At 64.5% G+C, this 14,887-nt stretch carries 18 protein-coding genes; 4 read left to right on the plus strand and 14 right to left on the minus strand.

Annotation, left to right across the window (positions count from 1 at the left end; genetic code table 11):
- Positions 1 to 98: 98 nt before the first annotated feature.
- Genes aroE through FB481_RS18145 form a run of 5 tightly spaced genes read right to left on the minus strand, consistent with a single transcriptional unit; the run spans position 99 to position 3,946 of the window.
- Positions 99 to 917, minus strand: a complete 819-nt coding sequence (gene aroE, locus FB481_RS18125; RefSeq protein ID WP_093505994.1) for a shikimate dehydrogenase — start codon at positions 915 to 917, stop codon at positions 99 to 101.
- Positions 914 to 2,146 carry a CaiB/BaiF CoA-transferase family protein gene (locus tag FB481_RS18130; protein ID WP_147177250.1) on the minus strand — a complete coding sequence of 411 codons (1,233 nt, stop codon included), beginning with the start codon at positions 2,144 to 2,146 and terminating at the stop codon, positions 914 to 916. The genes aroE and FB481_RS18130 overlap by 4 nt, the downstream gene beginning before the upstream one ends.
- Complete coding sequence (locus FB481_RS18135; protein WP_147177251.1) at positions 2,143 to 2,601, minus strand: MaoC family dehydratase; 459 nt, start codon at positions 2,599 to 2,601, stop codon at positions 2,143 to 2,145. The genes FB481_RS18130 and FB481_RS18135 overlap by 4 nt, the downstream gene beginning before the upstream one ends.
- On the minus strand, positions 2,598 to 2,999 hold the full coding sequence (locus FB481_RS18140; RefSeq protein WP_147177252.1) for a VOC family protein: 402 nt from the start codon (positions 2,997 to 2,999) through the stop codon (positions 2,598 to 2,600). Before FB481_RS18140 ends, FB481_RS18135 begins: the two co-directional genes overlap by 4 nt.
- On the minus strand, positions 2,996 to 3,946 hold the full coding sequence (locus FB481_RS18145) for a ketopantoate reductase family protein (protein WP_147177253.1): 951 nt from the start codon (positions 3,944 to 3,946) through the stop codon (positions 2,996 to 2,998). Before FB481_RS18145 ends, FB481_RS18140 begins: the two co-directional genes overlap by 4 nt.
- Before the next feature lie 92 nt (positions 3,947 to 4,038).
- Here FB481_RS18145 and FB481_RS18150 point away from each other — a divergent pair, with 92 nt between their 5' ends.
- Positions 4,039 to 4,944 carry a LysR family transcriptional regulator gene (locus FB481_RS18150; RefSeq protein WP_147177254.1) on the plus strand — a complete coding sequence of 302 codons (906 nt, stop codon included), beginning with the start codon at positions 4,039 to 4,041 and terminating at the stop codon, positions 4,942 to 4,944.
- 9 nt (positions 4,945 to 4,953) lie between these two features.
- Here FB481_RS18150 and FB481_RS18155 read toward each other — a convergent pair whose 3' ends face one another.
- Complete coding sequence (locus FB481_RS18155) at positions 4,954 to 5,976, minus strand: GlxA family transcriptional regulator (RefSeq protein ID WP_147177255.1); 1,023 nt, start codon at positions 5,974 to 5,976, stop codon at positions 4,954 to 4,956.
- A 122-nt stretch (positions 5,977 to 6,098) separates the two neighbouring features.
- Between FB481_RS18155 and FB481_RS18160 the strand changes: the two genes are divergently transcribed.
- Positions 6,099 to 6,959 (plus strand): NUDIX domain-containing protein, encoded by an 861-nt coding sequence (locus FB481_RS18160; protein WP_147177256.1) that lies wholly within the window; start codon positions 6,099 to 6,101, stop codon positions 6,957 to 6,959.
- Here FB481_RS18160 and FB481_RS18165 read toward each other — a convergent pair.
- The 4 genes from FB481_RS18165 to FB481_RS18180 all read right to left on the minus strand — a co-directional run bounded on the left by FB481_RS18165 (position 6,937) and on the right by FB481_RS18180 (position 10,046).
- Entirely contained in the window at positions 6,937 to 7,488 is a 552-nt protein-coding gene (locus FB481_RS18165; protein ID WP_147177257.1) for a GNAT family N-acetyltransferase, read from the minus strand. The two genes, FB481_RS18160 and FB481_RS18165, sit on opposite strands and share 23 nt — an antisense overlap.
- A 74-nt stretch (positions 7,489 to 7,562) precedes the next feature.
- Entirely contained in the window at positions 7,563 to 7,874 is a 312-nt protein-coding gene (locus FB481_RS18170) for a hypothetical protein (RefSeq protein ID WP_147177258.1), read from the minus strand.
- 46 nt (positions 7,875 to 7,920) lie between these two features.
- Complete coding sequence (locus FB481_RS18175) at positions 7,921 to 8,925, minus strand: TerC family protein (protein ID WP_147177259.1); 1,005 nt, start codon at positions 8,923 to 8,925, stop codon at positions 7,921 to 7,923.
- Positions 8,926 to 9,122: 197 nt separating this feature from the next.
- Complete coding sequence (locus FB481_RS18180; protein WP_147177260.1) at positions 9,123 to 10,046, minus strand: AraC family transcriptional regulator; 924 nt, start codon at positions 10,044 to 10,046, stop codon at positions 9,123 to 9,125.
- 298 nt (positions 10,047 to 10,344) lie between these two features.
- Between FB481_RS18180 and FB481_RS18185 the strand changes: the two genes are divergently transcribed.
- Together FB481_RS18185 and FB481_RS18190 are read left to right on the plus strand one after the other, a co-directional pair.
- Positions 10,345 to 10,860, plus strand: coding sequence for a nuclear transport factor 2 family protein (locus tag FB481_RS18185; protein ID WP_093506016.1), 516 nt, complete (start codon positions 10,345 to 10,347; stop codon positions 10,858 to 10,860).
- A gap of 128 nt (positions 10,861 to 10,988) precedes the next feature.
- The gene (locus FB481_RS18190; RefSeq protein WP_027909276.1) at positions 10,989 to 11,228 is read left to right on the plus strand and encodes an Atu4866 domain-containing protein; all 240 of its coding nucleotides are present in this window, start codon (positions 10,989 to 10,991) and stop codon (positions 11,226 to 11,228) included.
- 37 nt (positions 11,229 to 11,265) lie between these two features.
- On the opposite strand, the gene FB481_RS18195 is transcribed toward FB481_RS18190, so the two are convergent.
- From FB481_RS18195 to FB481_RS18210, 4 genes are all read right to left on the minus strand, one after another.
- Positions 11,266 to 11,748: an OsmC family protein gene (locus FB481_RS18195; RefSeq protein WP_147177261.1), complete on the minus strand. Its 483-nt coding sequence runs from the start codon at positions 11,746 to 11,748 to the stop codon at positions 11,266 to 11,268.
- Between the two features lie 194 nt (positions 11,749 to 11,942).
- Entirely contained in the window at positions 11,943 to 13,235 is a 1,293-nt protein-coding gene (locus FB481_RS18200; protein WP_147177262.1) for a sorbosone dehydrogenase family protein, read from the minus strand.
- On the minus strand, positions 13,232 to 13,660 hold the full coding sequence (locus FB481_RS18205) for a DUF2231 domain-containing protein (RefSeq protein WP_147177263.1): 429 nt from the start codon (positions 13,658 to 13,660) through the stop codon (positions 13,232 to 13,234). The genes FB481_RS18200 and FB481_RS18205 overlap by 4 nt, the downstream gene beginning before the upstream one ends.
- Positions 13,661 to 13,853: 193 nt before the next feature.
- Complete coding sequence (locus FB481_RS18210; protein ID WP_147177264.1) at positions 13,854 to 14,870, minus strand: histone deacetylase family protein; 1,017 nt, start codon at positions 14,868 to 14,870, stop codon at positions 13,854 to 13,856.
- Positions 14,871 to 14,887 lie beyond the last annotated feature (17 nt).

The raw sequence follows: 14,887 nt of genomic DNA on the forward strand, positions 1-14,887 counted from the left end.
TCGACTTTACGAGCTGTAAATGAGCAGTCCGACTGGGCTGGCAATCCAGCCTGTTTTAACGCCGCAGTGCCGACGCGCAGCAGACTTTGAACAGGTTCTTACACCAGTGGCACGGTAAGCCGTTGGATCACCGGCCCGGTTTTCGGGCGCACGCCTCGCCACCACTCGAAGGCTTCGGCCGCCTGCTCGACGAGCATGCCGACACCGTCCGCCAGGGTGCTTACGCCGGCCTTTTTGGCCACCTGCAAAAACGGCGTCAGCCCCTTGCCGTAGGCCAGCTCATAGGCCAGCGCCGCGTTGGCGAACACCGATTCCGGCACCGGCGGCAACTCGCCGATGAGGCTGGCCGAAGTGGCGTTGATGACCAGGTCGAACGACTGCCCGGCCAGCTCTTCATAGGTGCTGAGCAGCAGGCGCGGATCATTCACTTCGCTTTCCAACACCCGCGCCTTGGCCATGTCGCGGTTGGCCAGCACCAGGCGCGCCGGGCCGGCGCCCAGAAACGGCAGCAAGGCGCCGCGCACTGCACCACCGGCGCCGAGCAGCAGCACCCGGCGCCCAGCCAGCGGCTGGCCGAGGTTGTGCTCGATATCGCGCAGCAGGCCAACGCCATCGAAGTTCTCGGCCAGCACCGCATCGCCCTCGAACTTGAAGGCGTTGGCGGCACGCGCCAGGCGCGCCCGCTCGCTGGGCTGGGTGGCCAGCTCGAAGGCCTGCAGCTTGAAGGGCGCGGTGATGTTCATGCCGAGCCCGCCCTTGGCCTTGAAACGCGCCACGTCACCGGCGAAATCGCTGGTCGAACCTTCGATGGCGGTGTACGCGATCTGCTGCCCGCAACTCTCGGCGAACAGCCCGTGAATCAGCGGCGACTTGGTGTGACCGATGGGGTTACCGATCACAGCGTATTGGTCTGTCATGCTTTGTCTCCATGGCTGTACAACACACCGTCGGCCTGCAGCTGAGTGATTTCCTCGAGGCTGAAGCCCAGCTGAGCGGCGACCTGTGCGTTGTGTTCACCCAGGTCCGGCGCGACGCGGGTGACCGTGGTGTCGCAGTCGGAAAAGCGGAACGGCAGGTTCGGCAACTTCAGGGTGCCATAGCGTGGATGCTGCTGCTCGATGAGCATGCCGCGCGCCTGGATCTGCGGGTCGTTGACCACTTCATCGATGCGCTGCACCTTGGCGCTCGGCACGTCCACCTCGTCGAGCAGCGATAGCAGGCGGGCCACCGGGTTGGCACCGACCCAGCGACGCACGACGGCGAGGATTTCCTCTCGGTGTTCGTTGCGCCCGTTGAGCGTGTGGAAGCGCGTGTCGCTGCTGAACCCGGCAACGCCAGCGTCGGCCTCGACCAGGGCGGCGAAGCGCTTCCAGGAGTCGTCGACCTGGGCAGCGATCACCAGGTCGCCGTCGGCGGCGCGGAATACGCCGTAGAGCGTCGAGGTCGGCATGTCATGGCCGGTCTGCTGCGGCAGGATCTCCCCGCCGGACAGGGTGTAGCACTGCACTGCGTACTCGTGCATCGACACCAGGGTGTCGTACAGCGCCATGTCGATATGCTGGCCCTTGCCGCTGTTCACCCGGCCCAGCAGGGCGGCGTTGATGGCCGCCACCGCGTGGATGCCGGTGTACATGTCGCCCAGGGAAATGCGCAGCAGCGGCGGCGCTTCACCGGGCGTGCCGACCATCTGCATGATGCCGCTCTTGGCCTCGGCGATCAGCCCGAAACCCGCCCGATGCGCATCCGGGCCGGTGTGGCCGTAGGCGGAAATCGAGCAATACACCAGCTTCGGGTTGCGCTCGGCGAGCTCCTTGTAACCCAGGCCGAGCTTGTCCAGCGCGCCAGGGCGATAGTTCTCGATGAACACGTCGGCGCTGTCGCAGAGCTTCTGCATGAAGGCTTTGCCGCGCGGGTCCTTCATGTTCACGCTGACGCCCTGCTTGCCCATGTTGAGCTGCAGGAAGTAGCCGCTCTGCTGGTCGTCGAGGATGAAGGAATGCTGCCGGCCAGCGTCGCCGCTGCCCGGCCGCTCGACCTTGATCACCTCGGCGCCCAGGGCCGCCAGGCAACGGCCCACATAAGGGCCGGCGAGAAAATGGCTGTAATCGATGACGCGGATGCCTTTGAGTGGCAGTGGCTGGCTCATACGCTGGACTCCCGGCGCGGCACCATCAGGCGGTGTTCACCGCGCTGCACCACCTCGCCTTTCTGGTTGATCAACTCCGAGGGCAGCACCACGATGCCCCAGCCCGGTTTGCTCTTGCTGGCGCGCATGGAGCCGACGCGCATCTTCACGTGCAGCACGTCACCGACGCGGATGGGCAGCAGGAAATCCCAGGTCCAGCCCAGCGACATGCCGGGCAGGAAGCGGTAATGGCACTGGGTCTTCAGGCCATCGGCGATGGACAGGCCCATCAACCCGTGGGCGACCAGGCCGCCGAAATGGCTGGCCTTGGCGTATTGCTCATCGACGTGCACCGGCGTGTGATCGCCGGTCAGGTCGGCGTAGGCCAGGATGCGTTCCTTGGTCACGGTGTAGCTGGGGGTGATGGCTTCGTCGCCCTCCTGGGCATCGTCCCAGTACTTCTCGACAATGCTCATGCCGACACCTCCACACGGGCATTCACTGCCAGGGCTTCGGCCACCGCGCTAGCTGGCGAGGCCTGAATGAACTCCACGGCCAGGCCATCGGGCAGGCGCAGCCAGTTACGTCCTTGCGGCATCGCGGTCACGCCTTCGAACCGCAGGGCAGCGGCCAGCGCCGCTTCCATGTCTTCGCACATCATGCCCAGGTGGCCCATGCGCCCTTCAGGGCCGGCGAAGCCGGGCTGGCTGATGAACTGCATGCCGCCGAGGGTCCAGTACTGGGTCGGCGCTTCGAGCGTGCCGTGCACCTCACGCATGGTCATGCCGAACACGTCGTGGAAGAACTTGATGTACCAGTGGATATCACTGACCCAGAAGGCCACGTGCTCCAGATAGGCTTTGGGAATACTCATCGCTTGGTTTCCTCTTGTTGTTGATCGGCCATTGCCCGTTCGATGCCCTTGATGCAGGCCACCAACGTGGCGTTGACGGGCGTGGCGATGCCATGGCGCTGGCCGAGCCGCACCACGGCGCCGTTGATGAAATCGATTTCGGTGATCGAGCCCTTTTCCAGACTCTGCAGCATGGAGGTCTTGAACGAGGCCGGCAGCCCGGCGCTGGCCAGGTTCCAGGCCTGCTCCGGCTCGGTGAGGCTGAGGGTGACACCCGCCGCCTGTGCCACGGCGATGGCTTCGGCCACCGCGGCAAGGGCAGTTTCGCGCAGCAGCGGCTCGCTGTAGAGCTGGCCGTAAGTGAGCCTGGTGATGCCGGTCAGCGCGCCGGTGGAGACGTTAACCAGCAGCTTGTCCCACATGGTGCCGAGGATATTTTCGCTGACCGTGGTATCCAGGCCGGCGCCACGGAACACCTCGGCGATATGGCTCACGCGCGCGCTGACCTGGCCATCGAGCTCGCCGATGTAGGTCTGCTTGCCGTCCACACCGCAGCGGATACGCCCGGGCGCCAGCAGCACGCCGCCCACGTAGGTCTTGCCGGCGATCACCTTGTCGCGGCCGACCGCTTCGGCGAGTAGATCCTCGTGGCCCAGACCATTTTGCAGCGACATCACCACGGTCTGCGGGCCGACCAGCGCGCCGGCATCGGCGATGGCGCGGGCGGTGGCGAACGACTTGACCAGCACGATGAGCAGGTCGACAGCACCGACCTCTTCTGCACGCGAAGTGGCATTGATGCGCACGCTGCGCTCGACGTCGTCTTCGATCACCGCCAGGCCGTTATGCCGGATGGCGTCGATATGTGCGCCTGCGCGGTTGAGCAGCCAGGTTTCATGGCCGGCCTCGCTGAGCGCGGCGCCAAAGGTGCTGCCCAGCGCACCGGACCCGAGGATGCAGATTTTCAAGATGAGGCGCTCCTGCTTTTTTCCTCACCTTAAACACGCCCCCATTGTTGAGCTATACAATGGAATCAATAGCGCTATCAGAAAATTAAATAATGATCCAGACAGACGCCCTGCCCGAACCCAAGCTGCTGCACCTGTTCGACGTGTTGTACGACACCCGCAGCGTGACCCGCACCGCCGAGCAGCTGGGCCAGAGCCAACCGACCATCAGCCTGTGGCTGGGCAAGCTGCGCGAGCAACTGGGCGACCCGTTGTTCGTGCGCACGCCCACCGGCATGGCGCCCACGCCCCAGGCCGAAGCGCTGATCACCCCGTGCCGCGAGGTACTGGAGTCGCTACGCCGGCTGACCGCCTGGGAAATCGGCTTCGACCCGGCCAGCGCCAAGCGGCGCTTTCGCCTGTGCATGAGCGACGCCAGCCATATCACCCTGCTGCCGAAGATTCTCGAACTGCTGCGCCGGGACGCGCCGGGCATCCGCCTGGAAGTCGCACGTATCGACGGCAACACCGAACGCGCCCTGGAAACCGGCGAGGCCGACCTGGCAGTCGGCTTCGTGCCCTGGCTGGGCGGAGGTATCTACCAGCAGGTGCTGTTCCCCCAGGACTGGGTGTGCCTGGTCAGCCCCAATCACCCGCGCATTGGCGATGTAATGCAGCTCGATGAATACGTGGGTGAAAGCCATGTGTTCGTCAGCGCCGGCACCGGCCAGAAACTGTTGGAAGCAGCTCTGGCGCGCAACGGAATCGAGCGGCAGATCGTCTTGGAGCTACCCGGTTTTCTCGGCCTCGGCGCAGTGGTGAGCAGCACCGACCTGATCGCCACCCTGCCCCGCCATATCGGCGAAACCCTGGCCCGTCCCCATGGCCTGAAGGTGCACGCCTGCCCATTCCCGATCGAAAACTTCTTGGTCAAGCAGCACTGGCACGCCCGCTACCACCAGGACCCGGGCAACCGCTGGTTACGCACGACTCTTTCGCTGCTGTTTCAGGGCAGCTGAAGCAGCGCCCTAACGAGACTTCACGTTGCCGTGGCGGATTTCCCTGGACGGTGAGTTGCCGAAATAGGCCGTGTAGCACTTGCTGAAATGGCTCGGCGATACGAAGCCGCAGGCCACGCTGACGTCCAGCACCGGCAGGTCCGAGTGCTGCAGCAGGCGGCGCCCTTCGGTGATGCGCAGCTCCAGGTAATAACGCGCCGGCGTGGTGCCGAGCTGTTGCTGGAAGAGCCGTTCGATCTGCCGCCGCGAGCGCCCCGAGTAGGTAGCCAGCTGATCGGTGCTCAGCGGCTCCTCGATATTGGCGCTCATCAGGTTGATGACCGTGCGCAGCGGCTCGCTCATCTTCGCGTGCAGGGTCGGTTTGACCCGCTTGTAACGCGATTCCTCGAACGCCAGGATGCCGACGATACCCTCGACCAGATCGTTGCCATGCAGCGCGCCGATCCACTCCAGAATCATGTGGAACGCCCCGGTCGGGCTGGCCGCGGTCAGCCGGTCGCGGTCGACCACGAAACTCTCCGCGGTCACCTGGCTGTGCCGGGCGATCTCCGCCAGGGCGGCACGGTGCTCGGGGTGGATCGCGCAGCGGTAGCCATCGAGCAACCCGGCCTGGCCTATGAACCAGGCGCCGCTCCACAAACCGGCCAGCGCCACCTGCTTGTCGGCAGCAGTGCGCAACAGTTGCCTGAGCGAGGGAATCGGCCGCAGCGGCGTGCGCAGGCCGGCGCAGATCACCAGCAGATCCAGCTCGGCGAGCTCCTGGCCGGTCAGCTCGGCGTCCGGGCAGATGACGATGCCCAGATCACTGGTCACCGCATGGCCGTCGAGGCTGAAGGTGCGCGTGACGAACAGCCCGCGGTCGATCAGGTTGGCGGTGACCAGCACGTCCAGCGCCTGGGTGAAGGCCGGCAGGGAAAAGTGCTCCTGCAGCAGAAAGCCCACGCGAGTCTGCCGCGAGGCATCCTTCTTCGCGGCCACGAAGCGCAGGTTCTGCCCCTGCAGCGTCTCGCTGAAACTGCGTCTTTCCGCCATTGTGCGCCCTGCCTGCAAGCCCCGATCACGTCTGACCGATTGTGGCAGCTGGCGCGGCACTTGGGGTGGTCATTTGATTGTGAAACACTGCAGCGCTCTGATGGCCCGCGAGGACACCGCCGGTGAGCAGCCCCAACGTTCGCATCCTCAAGCAGCACCTGCTTTCGGACAATTGGTACGTACTCAAGAAGATCGACTTCGAGCTGCAGCGCCGTGACGGTAGCTGGCAGCCGCAAACCCGCGAGGTGTACGACCGCGGCAATGGTGCCACCATCGGCCTGTACAACCGGGCCCGGCGCACCGTGATCCTCACCCGGCAATTTCGCATTCCGGCGTTCGTCAACGAACACCATGGCTACCTGATCGAAGCGGCCGCCGGGCTGCTGGACAATGCCAGCCCCGAGGAACGCATCCGCCTGGAGGCCGAGGAAGAAACCGGCTACCGGGTCAGGTCGGTACGCAAGATCTTCGAGGCCTTCATGAGCCCGGGCTCGGTGACCGAGCGCGTGCACTTCTTCGTTGGCGAATACCAGCCCGAGGACCGCGTCACCGACGGTGGCGGGCTGGCCGAGGAAGGCGAAGACATCGAGGTGCTGGAACTGCCCTTCGCCGAGGCCCTGGCGATGGTCGACGACGGCCGCATCATGGACGGCAAGACCATCATCCTGCTGCAGTACCTGAAAACGCTGATGCCCGCCGCGCCGCAGATGATCCTGATCGCTGGCGCCGATGACGAAGTGCAGTGCTGCGCGGCCAGGTTGCTGCAGGCCGGGCACCTGCCAGTCACGGCAACCTGGCCGACGCAGGGCAATTCACCGGTGGATACCGAGCGCTACGGACAACTGTTGCTCAGCCGCTGTGATGCAGTGCTGCGTTTGGCGGGGCCGTCCGGTCAGGCAGACAGGCTGGTGGCGTTGGCGCAAGATAAAGGGATGAGGGTTTACAGAGAATTGGACGAGATCATCGGCCAGGCATTGAGCTGAGCATCGGCGAGCGATAGCGAATTTCCCGCAGGCTCGCCCCGCCGATCAACAAACTTCGCTCGCTGTCAGGCTCGGGCAACCAGCCGGCCTGATCGTAAAAGCGCCGGGCCCGGACATTTTCGCTCAGTACCCAGAGCATGGCCTGGCGATAGCCTTGCTCGACGAGCCGGCGCAGACCTGCCGCCCACAGGGCACGACCGGCACCGGTTCGCCAATACCCTGGCAACAGGTAGAGGGCAGTAACTTCCCCCATTTCGCCCGCACTAACGCCCTCGTCACGACAGGGGCCGATGGCAATGAAACCGATTACTTGTTGATTCACACAGACGAGGCTCAAATGCGTTCGTCCCGCGGCGATGGACTCGCACCAGAAAGCCTCTCGTCGCGAGATCGAGCGTTGCAGAGCACCAAGGTATTGATCCGGGATCAGGCCGGCATAGGCCTGCTGCCAACTGAGCACCTGAACGCTGGCGATGGCTGACGCATCGGCGGAGGTTGCTGGGCGAACGATAAGAGAGTTGGATGACATGCGCTGAGCTTAGCGCAGGCTGAAGTGGACTACAGATTGCGGGGGCATCCCTTCCCCATTACAACAATCGCCGATCAGGTTTCCACGCTGTCATTGGGAAAGTTGCGCGGCTTTTCCTGCTCCGGCTTCTCCTGCTGTTCGCCCTCCTCCTTGGCGCCCTCCTTCTCCGGTTTGCCAAGCATTTCGTTGGTGGATTTCTGCACCTCGTCAATCTGCTCGTTGAAGGCGTTGACCGTATCGCTGACCGCTTCGCGGGCGATTTCCTGCACGGCCTGCTCGGCTTTCTCGGTGAGTTTCTGCGCCGACTCTTCGGCCATTTCGCAGCCGGCCAGGGTCAGGCCGATCACGGCGGTCAGCACCAGTGCGGAAAGAGGTGATGGGTTCATGGCATATCTCCAGTGAAAAGCCCCGGCGCCGCCGGGGCGTCTGACGTCAATGAGGGGTCTTTTCAGCGTCGAGAGCTGGCGGGTCGTTGCGGGTCTTCCACAGCGACAGCAGCACGCCACCGATCAACAGGCCCAGGGTCACGCTCAGGGAAATCACCGGCGGGGTCTTGCCGATGATGCCGACCAGGAAGATCTTGCCGCCGATGAACACCAGCACCAGAGCCAGGGCGTACTTGAGGTAGGCGAAGCGATGGATCATCGCGGCCAGGGCGAAGTACAGCGCACGCAGGCCGAGGATCGCGAAGATGTTCGAGGTGTAGACGATGAACGGGTCCTGGGTGATGGCGAAGATCGCCGGCACGCTGTCGATGGCGAATACCAGGTCGGCGCACTCGATCAGCACCAGGGCCAGGAACAGCGGCGTGGCCCAGCGCACCATGTTGCCGTTGGCATCGGGCTGACGGACGAAGAAGCGGCCCTCATGCAAACGGTCGGTGACGCGCATGTGCTTGCGCAGGAATTTCACCAGCACGTTCTCGGACAGGTCCGGGTGATCGTCGACCTTGCTGAACAGCATCTTCACGCCGGTGAGCAGCAGGAAGGCGCCGAACACGTAAAGGATCCAGCTGAACTGAGCGATAAGCGCGGCGCCCAGGCCGATCATCAGGGCACGCAGCACGATCACCCCGAGGATACCCCAGAACAGCACCTCGTGCTGGTACTTACGCGGGATGGCCAGGAAGCTGAAGATCATCGCCATCAGGAACACGTTGTCCATGGACAGCGACTTCTCGATCAGAAAGCCGGTGTAGAAATCCATACCGGAGGCGGCGCCCTTCATGTGCCAGACCCACAGGCCGAACAGCAGACCTGCAGTGATGTAGCCGCCGGACAGCAGCAGGCTTTCCTTGACGCCGATTTCGCGGTGCTCACGGTGAAGCACCCCGAGGTCGAAGACCAGCAGGCTGATGACGATGGTGATGAAGATGAGCCACAACCAGGTGGCAGTGCCGAGAAACTCGGCGGTGAGGAACGGTACTAGGGTGCTCATAAGCCCCTCCTAAGTCAGAGTTGTACAAACTGCAACTCCGACATGGCAGCTGGGTAGCTGTCAGAGGGGCCCGGCGTCGCAGCGCCAATCTAGCAGGCGCCGTGGGCTTCTCAAGGGGAGACTCGTTGCAAATTATAACGAGGCGAACGCCCGGCAAATTCGCTTAAAAGTTCCCAACAGGCGGGTAAAAAGTTGTTTCAGGCGCTTTCCCGAATGGCGTCTGGTTTACCGCCTGGCGCCCAGGCGCTGTCGCGCAGGCGGCTGGCATCCCTGGCCGGCGGCAGGCCGAACAGGCGCACGTAATCACGGCTGAACTGCGAGGGGCTTTCGTAGCCTACGCGGTAGCCGGCGCCGGCTGCATCCAGTGCTTCGGCGACCATCAGGCGGCGGGCCTCCTGCAGGCGCAAGTGGGTACGAAATTCCAGCGGGCTCATCGCGGTGACGGCCTTGAAGTGGGCATGGAAGGTCGAGCGGCTCATGCCGGCGATATCGGCCATGTCGTCGATCCGACAGGCCTCGGCGTAATGGCTGCGCAGCCAGACGATGGCCTTGGCGATCTGGTTCAGGCGACTGTCGGCCTTGACCATCTGCCGCACCATGGTGCCGCTCTTGCCGATCAGCAGGCGGTAAAGAATCTCGCGCACGGTCAGCGGCGCCAGCTCGGCAATATCGCCGGGCGCGTCCAGCAGGCTGGCGAGTCGGGCGGCGGCATCGAGCAGCTCCGCTGTGGTTTCACCAAGCTGGATGCCGGCTGCAGGCGCGCCGTCCTTGTCGTCGGCTGGATAGCGCAGGGCCAGATCACTCAGCACGCTCATGTCCAGGTCGACCACCAGACACAGGTAGGGCCGCTCCTCGCTCGCCTCGATCACCGAGCCCATCACCGGAACGTCCACGGAGGCGATCAGGTAGTTGGCCGCATCGTAGACATAGGTCGTGGTACCGGCTGTCACCCGTTTTCGGCCCTGGACGATCAGGCAAAGGGTCGGCTCGTAGACCACCGGCATCGGCACGGTCGGCGTGGCGGAACGCACCAGGCTGACACCGGGAATCGGCGTCGGTTGAATGCCGTTACCCGGCGTATGACGGCCGATGATCTGTACCAGCTTCTCCAGCGAATTCATGGCGTCTCCTTTGCTCAACCAGGGTTTTACAAGGTTTTTCAAGCGGATGATCGGGTAAGTATCCGGGACGATCCGGCTACGAGCATAACGCGCCGCACCGGCAGACTCCTCTACGACAGATCGGCAGCCAGCGGGTATGGCTCTTGATTCGTACTGAGTGGACAACACTGCACAGCAGCACGAACTCAGACGATCAGGCAGGCGGATCCGTTCGCAGGTTCCACAAAATTGGCGACGCCGGCCAGCATAGGTCAGGCGCGCCGATCAGACAGACCAACTGGAAGAGAGGCAATCAACCATGCGTATTGCAACCTTGCGTCACACCCGTGCCGCGGCACTTGGCGGTGCCCTGCTGCTCGGCGTTCTGCTGCCTGGCCTGGCACAGGCGGACGTGAACAGCGAAGTCGAAGCCCGCAACAAGCAGGCCGTCAGCGAAGCGTTCGATCGCTGGGCAGCCGGCGGCAATACCTTCTTCCGCGACATCCTGGCGCCCGACGTGGTGTGGACCATCAAAGGCTCGGGACCCAGCGCCGGCACCCATCACGGCGTGGACGCCTTCGTAGGCCAGGCGGTCCAGCCGTTCGCCGCACGCCTGTCCGAGCCGGTGCGGCCGGTGAGCAAGCAGGTGTGGGCCGATGGCGACCACGTGATCATCCAGTGGGACGGCACCGGCGTGGCCCGCGATGGCCAGCCCTATCGCAACAGCTACGCGTGGATCTTCCGCATGCGCGACGGCAAGGCCTACGAGGTATCGGCGTACCTCGACCTGCCGGCCTACGACGATGTGCTGCAGCGCATCCCCGATCCGGCGTGATGACCATGAATCGCCGAGCTATCTGCCTGCGCGCCCTGCTGCTGGGTGCGCTCCTTTTGGCGACACCCGCAGTGGTGCTCGCCGCCTCGTCAACAGCGGCGACCACGCCGCCCAGCCAGGAGAACACCATGGCCAACCATCCCTACGTCGGCATGTGGGTCACCGACGACGGTCAGATCCGCCACGAGCTGCTGCCCAACAACCGCTACGACGAAGCACGCGGCACACGAGAAAGCGCTTATCAGGGGCGCTATGAAGTCAACGGCACCCATATCGACTACTGGGACGATACCGGCTTCACCGCCGATGGCGAGTTCGTCGACCGCGACACGCTGCATCACGGCGGCATGATCTTCCGCCGCCGCTAACGGGATGCGGGCCGCCTCGGTATCGGGGCGGCCTTTTTCAGGCGGGAGTCTCGATCACCAGCTCGGGCTCGTGGCTGACCGGGAAATTCATCGAGCGTGCGATAAAGCACATTTCGTGGGCCTGATGATGCAGGGCACGGGCCTTTTCCAGATCGCTGCCGGCGGCCAGCGTCACCTTGGGCCGCAGCACCACCGAAGTGAACTGCCCGGCACCGTCGGCCTGTTCGAGCATCGCGCCCTGGGCGTTGTCCTCGTAGGCGCTCACCACGATGCCGGCACCGGCGCACAGGCCCAGGTACCAGAGCTTATGGCAGGCGGAAAGCGACGCGACCAGCAGCTCCTCGGGATTCCAGCGCGCCGGGTCACCGCGAAAGCTCGGGTCGGACGAACCGGCGATGGCGGGCTTGCCCGCGGCCTCGATGCTGTGGGCACGGCTGTAACCGCGATAGGAGGACGTGCCGCTGCCCTCGTTGCCGGTCCAGGTCACGCGTACGTCGTAGTGGTGCTGCTTGTCCGCCATCTGCTGCTCCTGAAAATGGATGACTGATCCAGGCAGACGAGCGTAGCGCGTAAACGCATTGGCAGTGGCGATTTCGAGGTGATTGGAGAACGCGGCAGGACGACTTAGCACTGACATTGCCAGCGCGGTACAGCTCGATCGTCTGCTGTGATTGAGTGAATCTCGGGGCGGTGGCCCGCCCCGAGACATCAGGCTCACTGATTGCGCGTTACGCGCCAGATGGTGTTGGACAGATCGTCAGCGATGATCAGCGCACCTTTCGGGTCGACCGTCACGCCCACCGGGCGGCCGCGGGTCTTGCCATCTTCGCCGCGGAAGCCGGTGGCGAAGTCGATGGGCTCGCCAGCCGGACGGCCATCGGCGAACGGCACGAAGATCACCTTGTAACCCACCGGGTTGTCGCGGTTCCAGCTGCCGTGCTCACCGACGAACACGCCGTTGGCGAACTGCTCGCCCATCTCCGGGATGGAGAAGTCGACGCCCAGCGCCGCCACGTGGGAGCCGAGGGCGTAGTCCGGCTTGATGGTGATATCGACCATTTCCGGCTTGTGCGGCTGCACGCGGGTGTCGGCGTTCGGGCCCCAGTAGGCGTAAGGCCAGCCGTAGAACTTGCCCTCCTGCACCGAGGTCAGGTAATCCGGCGCCAGGTCCGGGCCCAGCTCGTCACGCTCGTTGACCACCGCCCACAGCTGCCCGGTTTCCGGCTGGATGGTCAGCGCGGTCGGGTTGCGCAGGCCGGTCGCGTAGGGTTTGTGCATGCCGCTTTCGGCATCGATCTGCCAGACCAGCGCACGGTCGGCCTCGACTTCCATACCGCGCTCGCCGATGTTGCTGTTCGAGCCGATGCCGACGTACAGGTAACGGCCATCGGGGCTGATGGTCATCGCCTTGGTCCAGTGATGGTTGATCTCTTTCGGCAGGTCGGTGACCTTCGCCGGCTCGCCGCTGGCCTGGGTCTGACCGTCCTGGTAGTCGAAGCGCACCACGGCATCCTGGTTGGCCACGTACAGGTTGCCCTCGTGGAAGGCCAGGCCGTAGGGCGCATTGAGGTTCTCGGCGAATACCGTCTGGGTTTCGTAGGTGCCGTCACCGTCGGCATCACGCAGCAGGGTCAGGCGGTTACCGCCTTTGACCTTGGTATTGCCCTGAGCCTTGATGTAGCTGGCGATCACGTCCTTGGGCTTGAGCTTGGCCGCATTGCCGCCACGGCCTTCTGCCACGAGGATGTCGCCGTTGGGCAACACCAGGGTCTGGCGCGGAATCTTCAGGTCGGTGGCGATCGCCGTGATGCTGAAGCCTTCCGGCACGGTGGGCAGCTTATCGCCCCACTCGGCCGGCTCGGCGATCTTCATGCTTGGCAGCAGGCCGCGTTGTGGCTCGGGCAGTTTCGGGTTGGGGCCGCGTTCTAGGGTGGTGTCCGCTTCGCCGCCGCAGGCGCCGAGCAGCAGCGCCATGCTCAGGGTGGTCAGTGCACTTGCCGTTTTCATCGCTCACCTCCCGAACGCAGGTTGCTCAGGCCCAGCCAGGCGGTGATCACCGCCAGCACGGCAACGACAGCCGACAGCACCAGCCCGGTGGGCATCACCGCCCAGGCGTCCTTGGCGTGCTCGAAGGCGTTGATCAACCCGATTACCCAGGTGACCAGCAGCAGCAGGAAATACAGCACCGGACGGCCGGCCTTGCGCTGTGCGCCGATCAGGTTGCCCAGGGCAAACAGCAGCGCCAGGCCGGCGAACAGCAAGCCGCCGGCGATCAGCCAGGCCGCGAAGTTGGCCCATTGGACCTGGAAGCTGTTGTAATAGGCGATATCGCTCAGCAGCGCGCCGAGAAACAGCGGAACGGTGCCGGCCAGCAGCATCGCGTGCAGCGGCCCTGGCCTGTAGCGGTAGTCGGGGTGAGTGGTAACGGTCACGGTGGCTCCTTATCGTTCAGCGATCCCGGGGCTGGAAGCCGGCGCACCTGCACCGGCCCATCTGGCTCGCGCTGACAGCGCATAGGGGGAGATTGCGCTGCCGGAACTTTAGTTCACCTCCATTTCAGGGCGGAAATATCTTGAAAGATCCAGTAACATCCGGCCCGGCTCATGCTGGCTGAAATTCGCCTGCTCAGCCCAGCAGCCCCTTGAAGAACCGCGAGGCGTTTTCGTCGAGGGTGGCGATGTCGTACCCGCCTTCCTGCACCACCACACACGGCAGGCCAAGGGCGCGGATGCGCCGGCCCAGTGCCTCGAACCCGGCGTGGCTGACCGCGACCTTGGACTGCGGGTCGTTCTCGTAGATATCGAAGCCCAGCGACAGCACCAGCACCTGCGGCGCGAACGCGCTGATCGCCTGTTCGGCCTGGCCCAGGCAGGTGAAGAAGTCTGCCTCGGAGGCGCCATGGGCCATCGGCAGGTTCAGGTTGTAACCCTTGCCGGCCCCTGCGCCCTGCTCGTCGTCGAAGCCGGCCACCACCGGGTAGAAGTTGGTTGGGTCGCCGTGGATGGAGACGTACTGCACGTCGTCGCGCTCGTAGAAGATTTCCTGGATGCCCTGGCCGTGGTGCATGTCGGTGTCGAGGATGGTGACCCGCTCGAAACTGGCGCGCAGCACCTGGGCAGCGATGGCCGCGTTGTTGAGAAAGCAGAAGCCGCCGGCCGCCTCGGCCCGCGCGTGGTGACCCGGCGGGCGGCACAGCGCGTAGGCCTGGGGCTCGCCATCACGTATCGCCAGGGCGGCGGCGACGGCGGCCTGGGCCGACCAGTAGGCGGCCGTCCAGGTGTGCTCGCCGATCGGGCAACTGCCGTCAGCGAGGTAGCGCGCGGTTTTGCCGAGGATGCCGCGCAACGGATTGTTCTCGCGGATGAAGATGTTCGACATCACCTCGTCGCCCCAGTCCTCGTCGACCTCGTGCCACTGGGCATAGGCACTTTGCAGGTAGTCCAGATAGGCGTCGCTGTGCACCGCGCGCAGCGGCGCGAGGCCGTGATCCGCCGGCTCGACGACCGCGAAACCGAGCTGGCGGGCCATGGCCAGCAACGGGTCGATACGTGCCGGAATTTCCTGGGGCTCGCGCATCTGCCCACGGGACAGGTAACTGCGGGGATGATGCAGGCGTTGCTGAGGGTGGAAAAAGGTTTTCATGGCGATTGTCCGTAGTC

The organism is Pseudomonas sp. AG1028, from assembly GCF_007993955.1.
Classification (GTDB): Bacteria; Pseudomonadota; Gammaproteobacteria; order Pseudomonadales; family Pseudomonadaceae; genus Aquipseudomonas; species Aquipseudomonas straminea.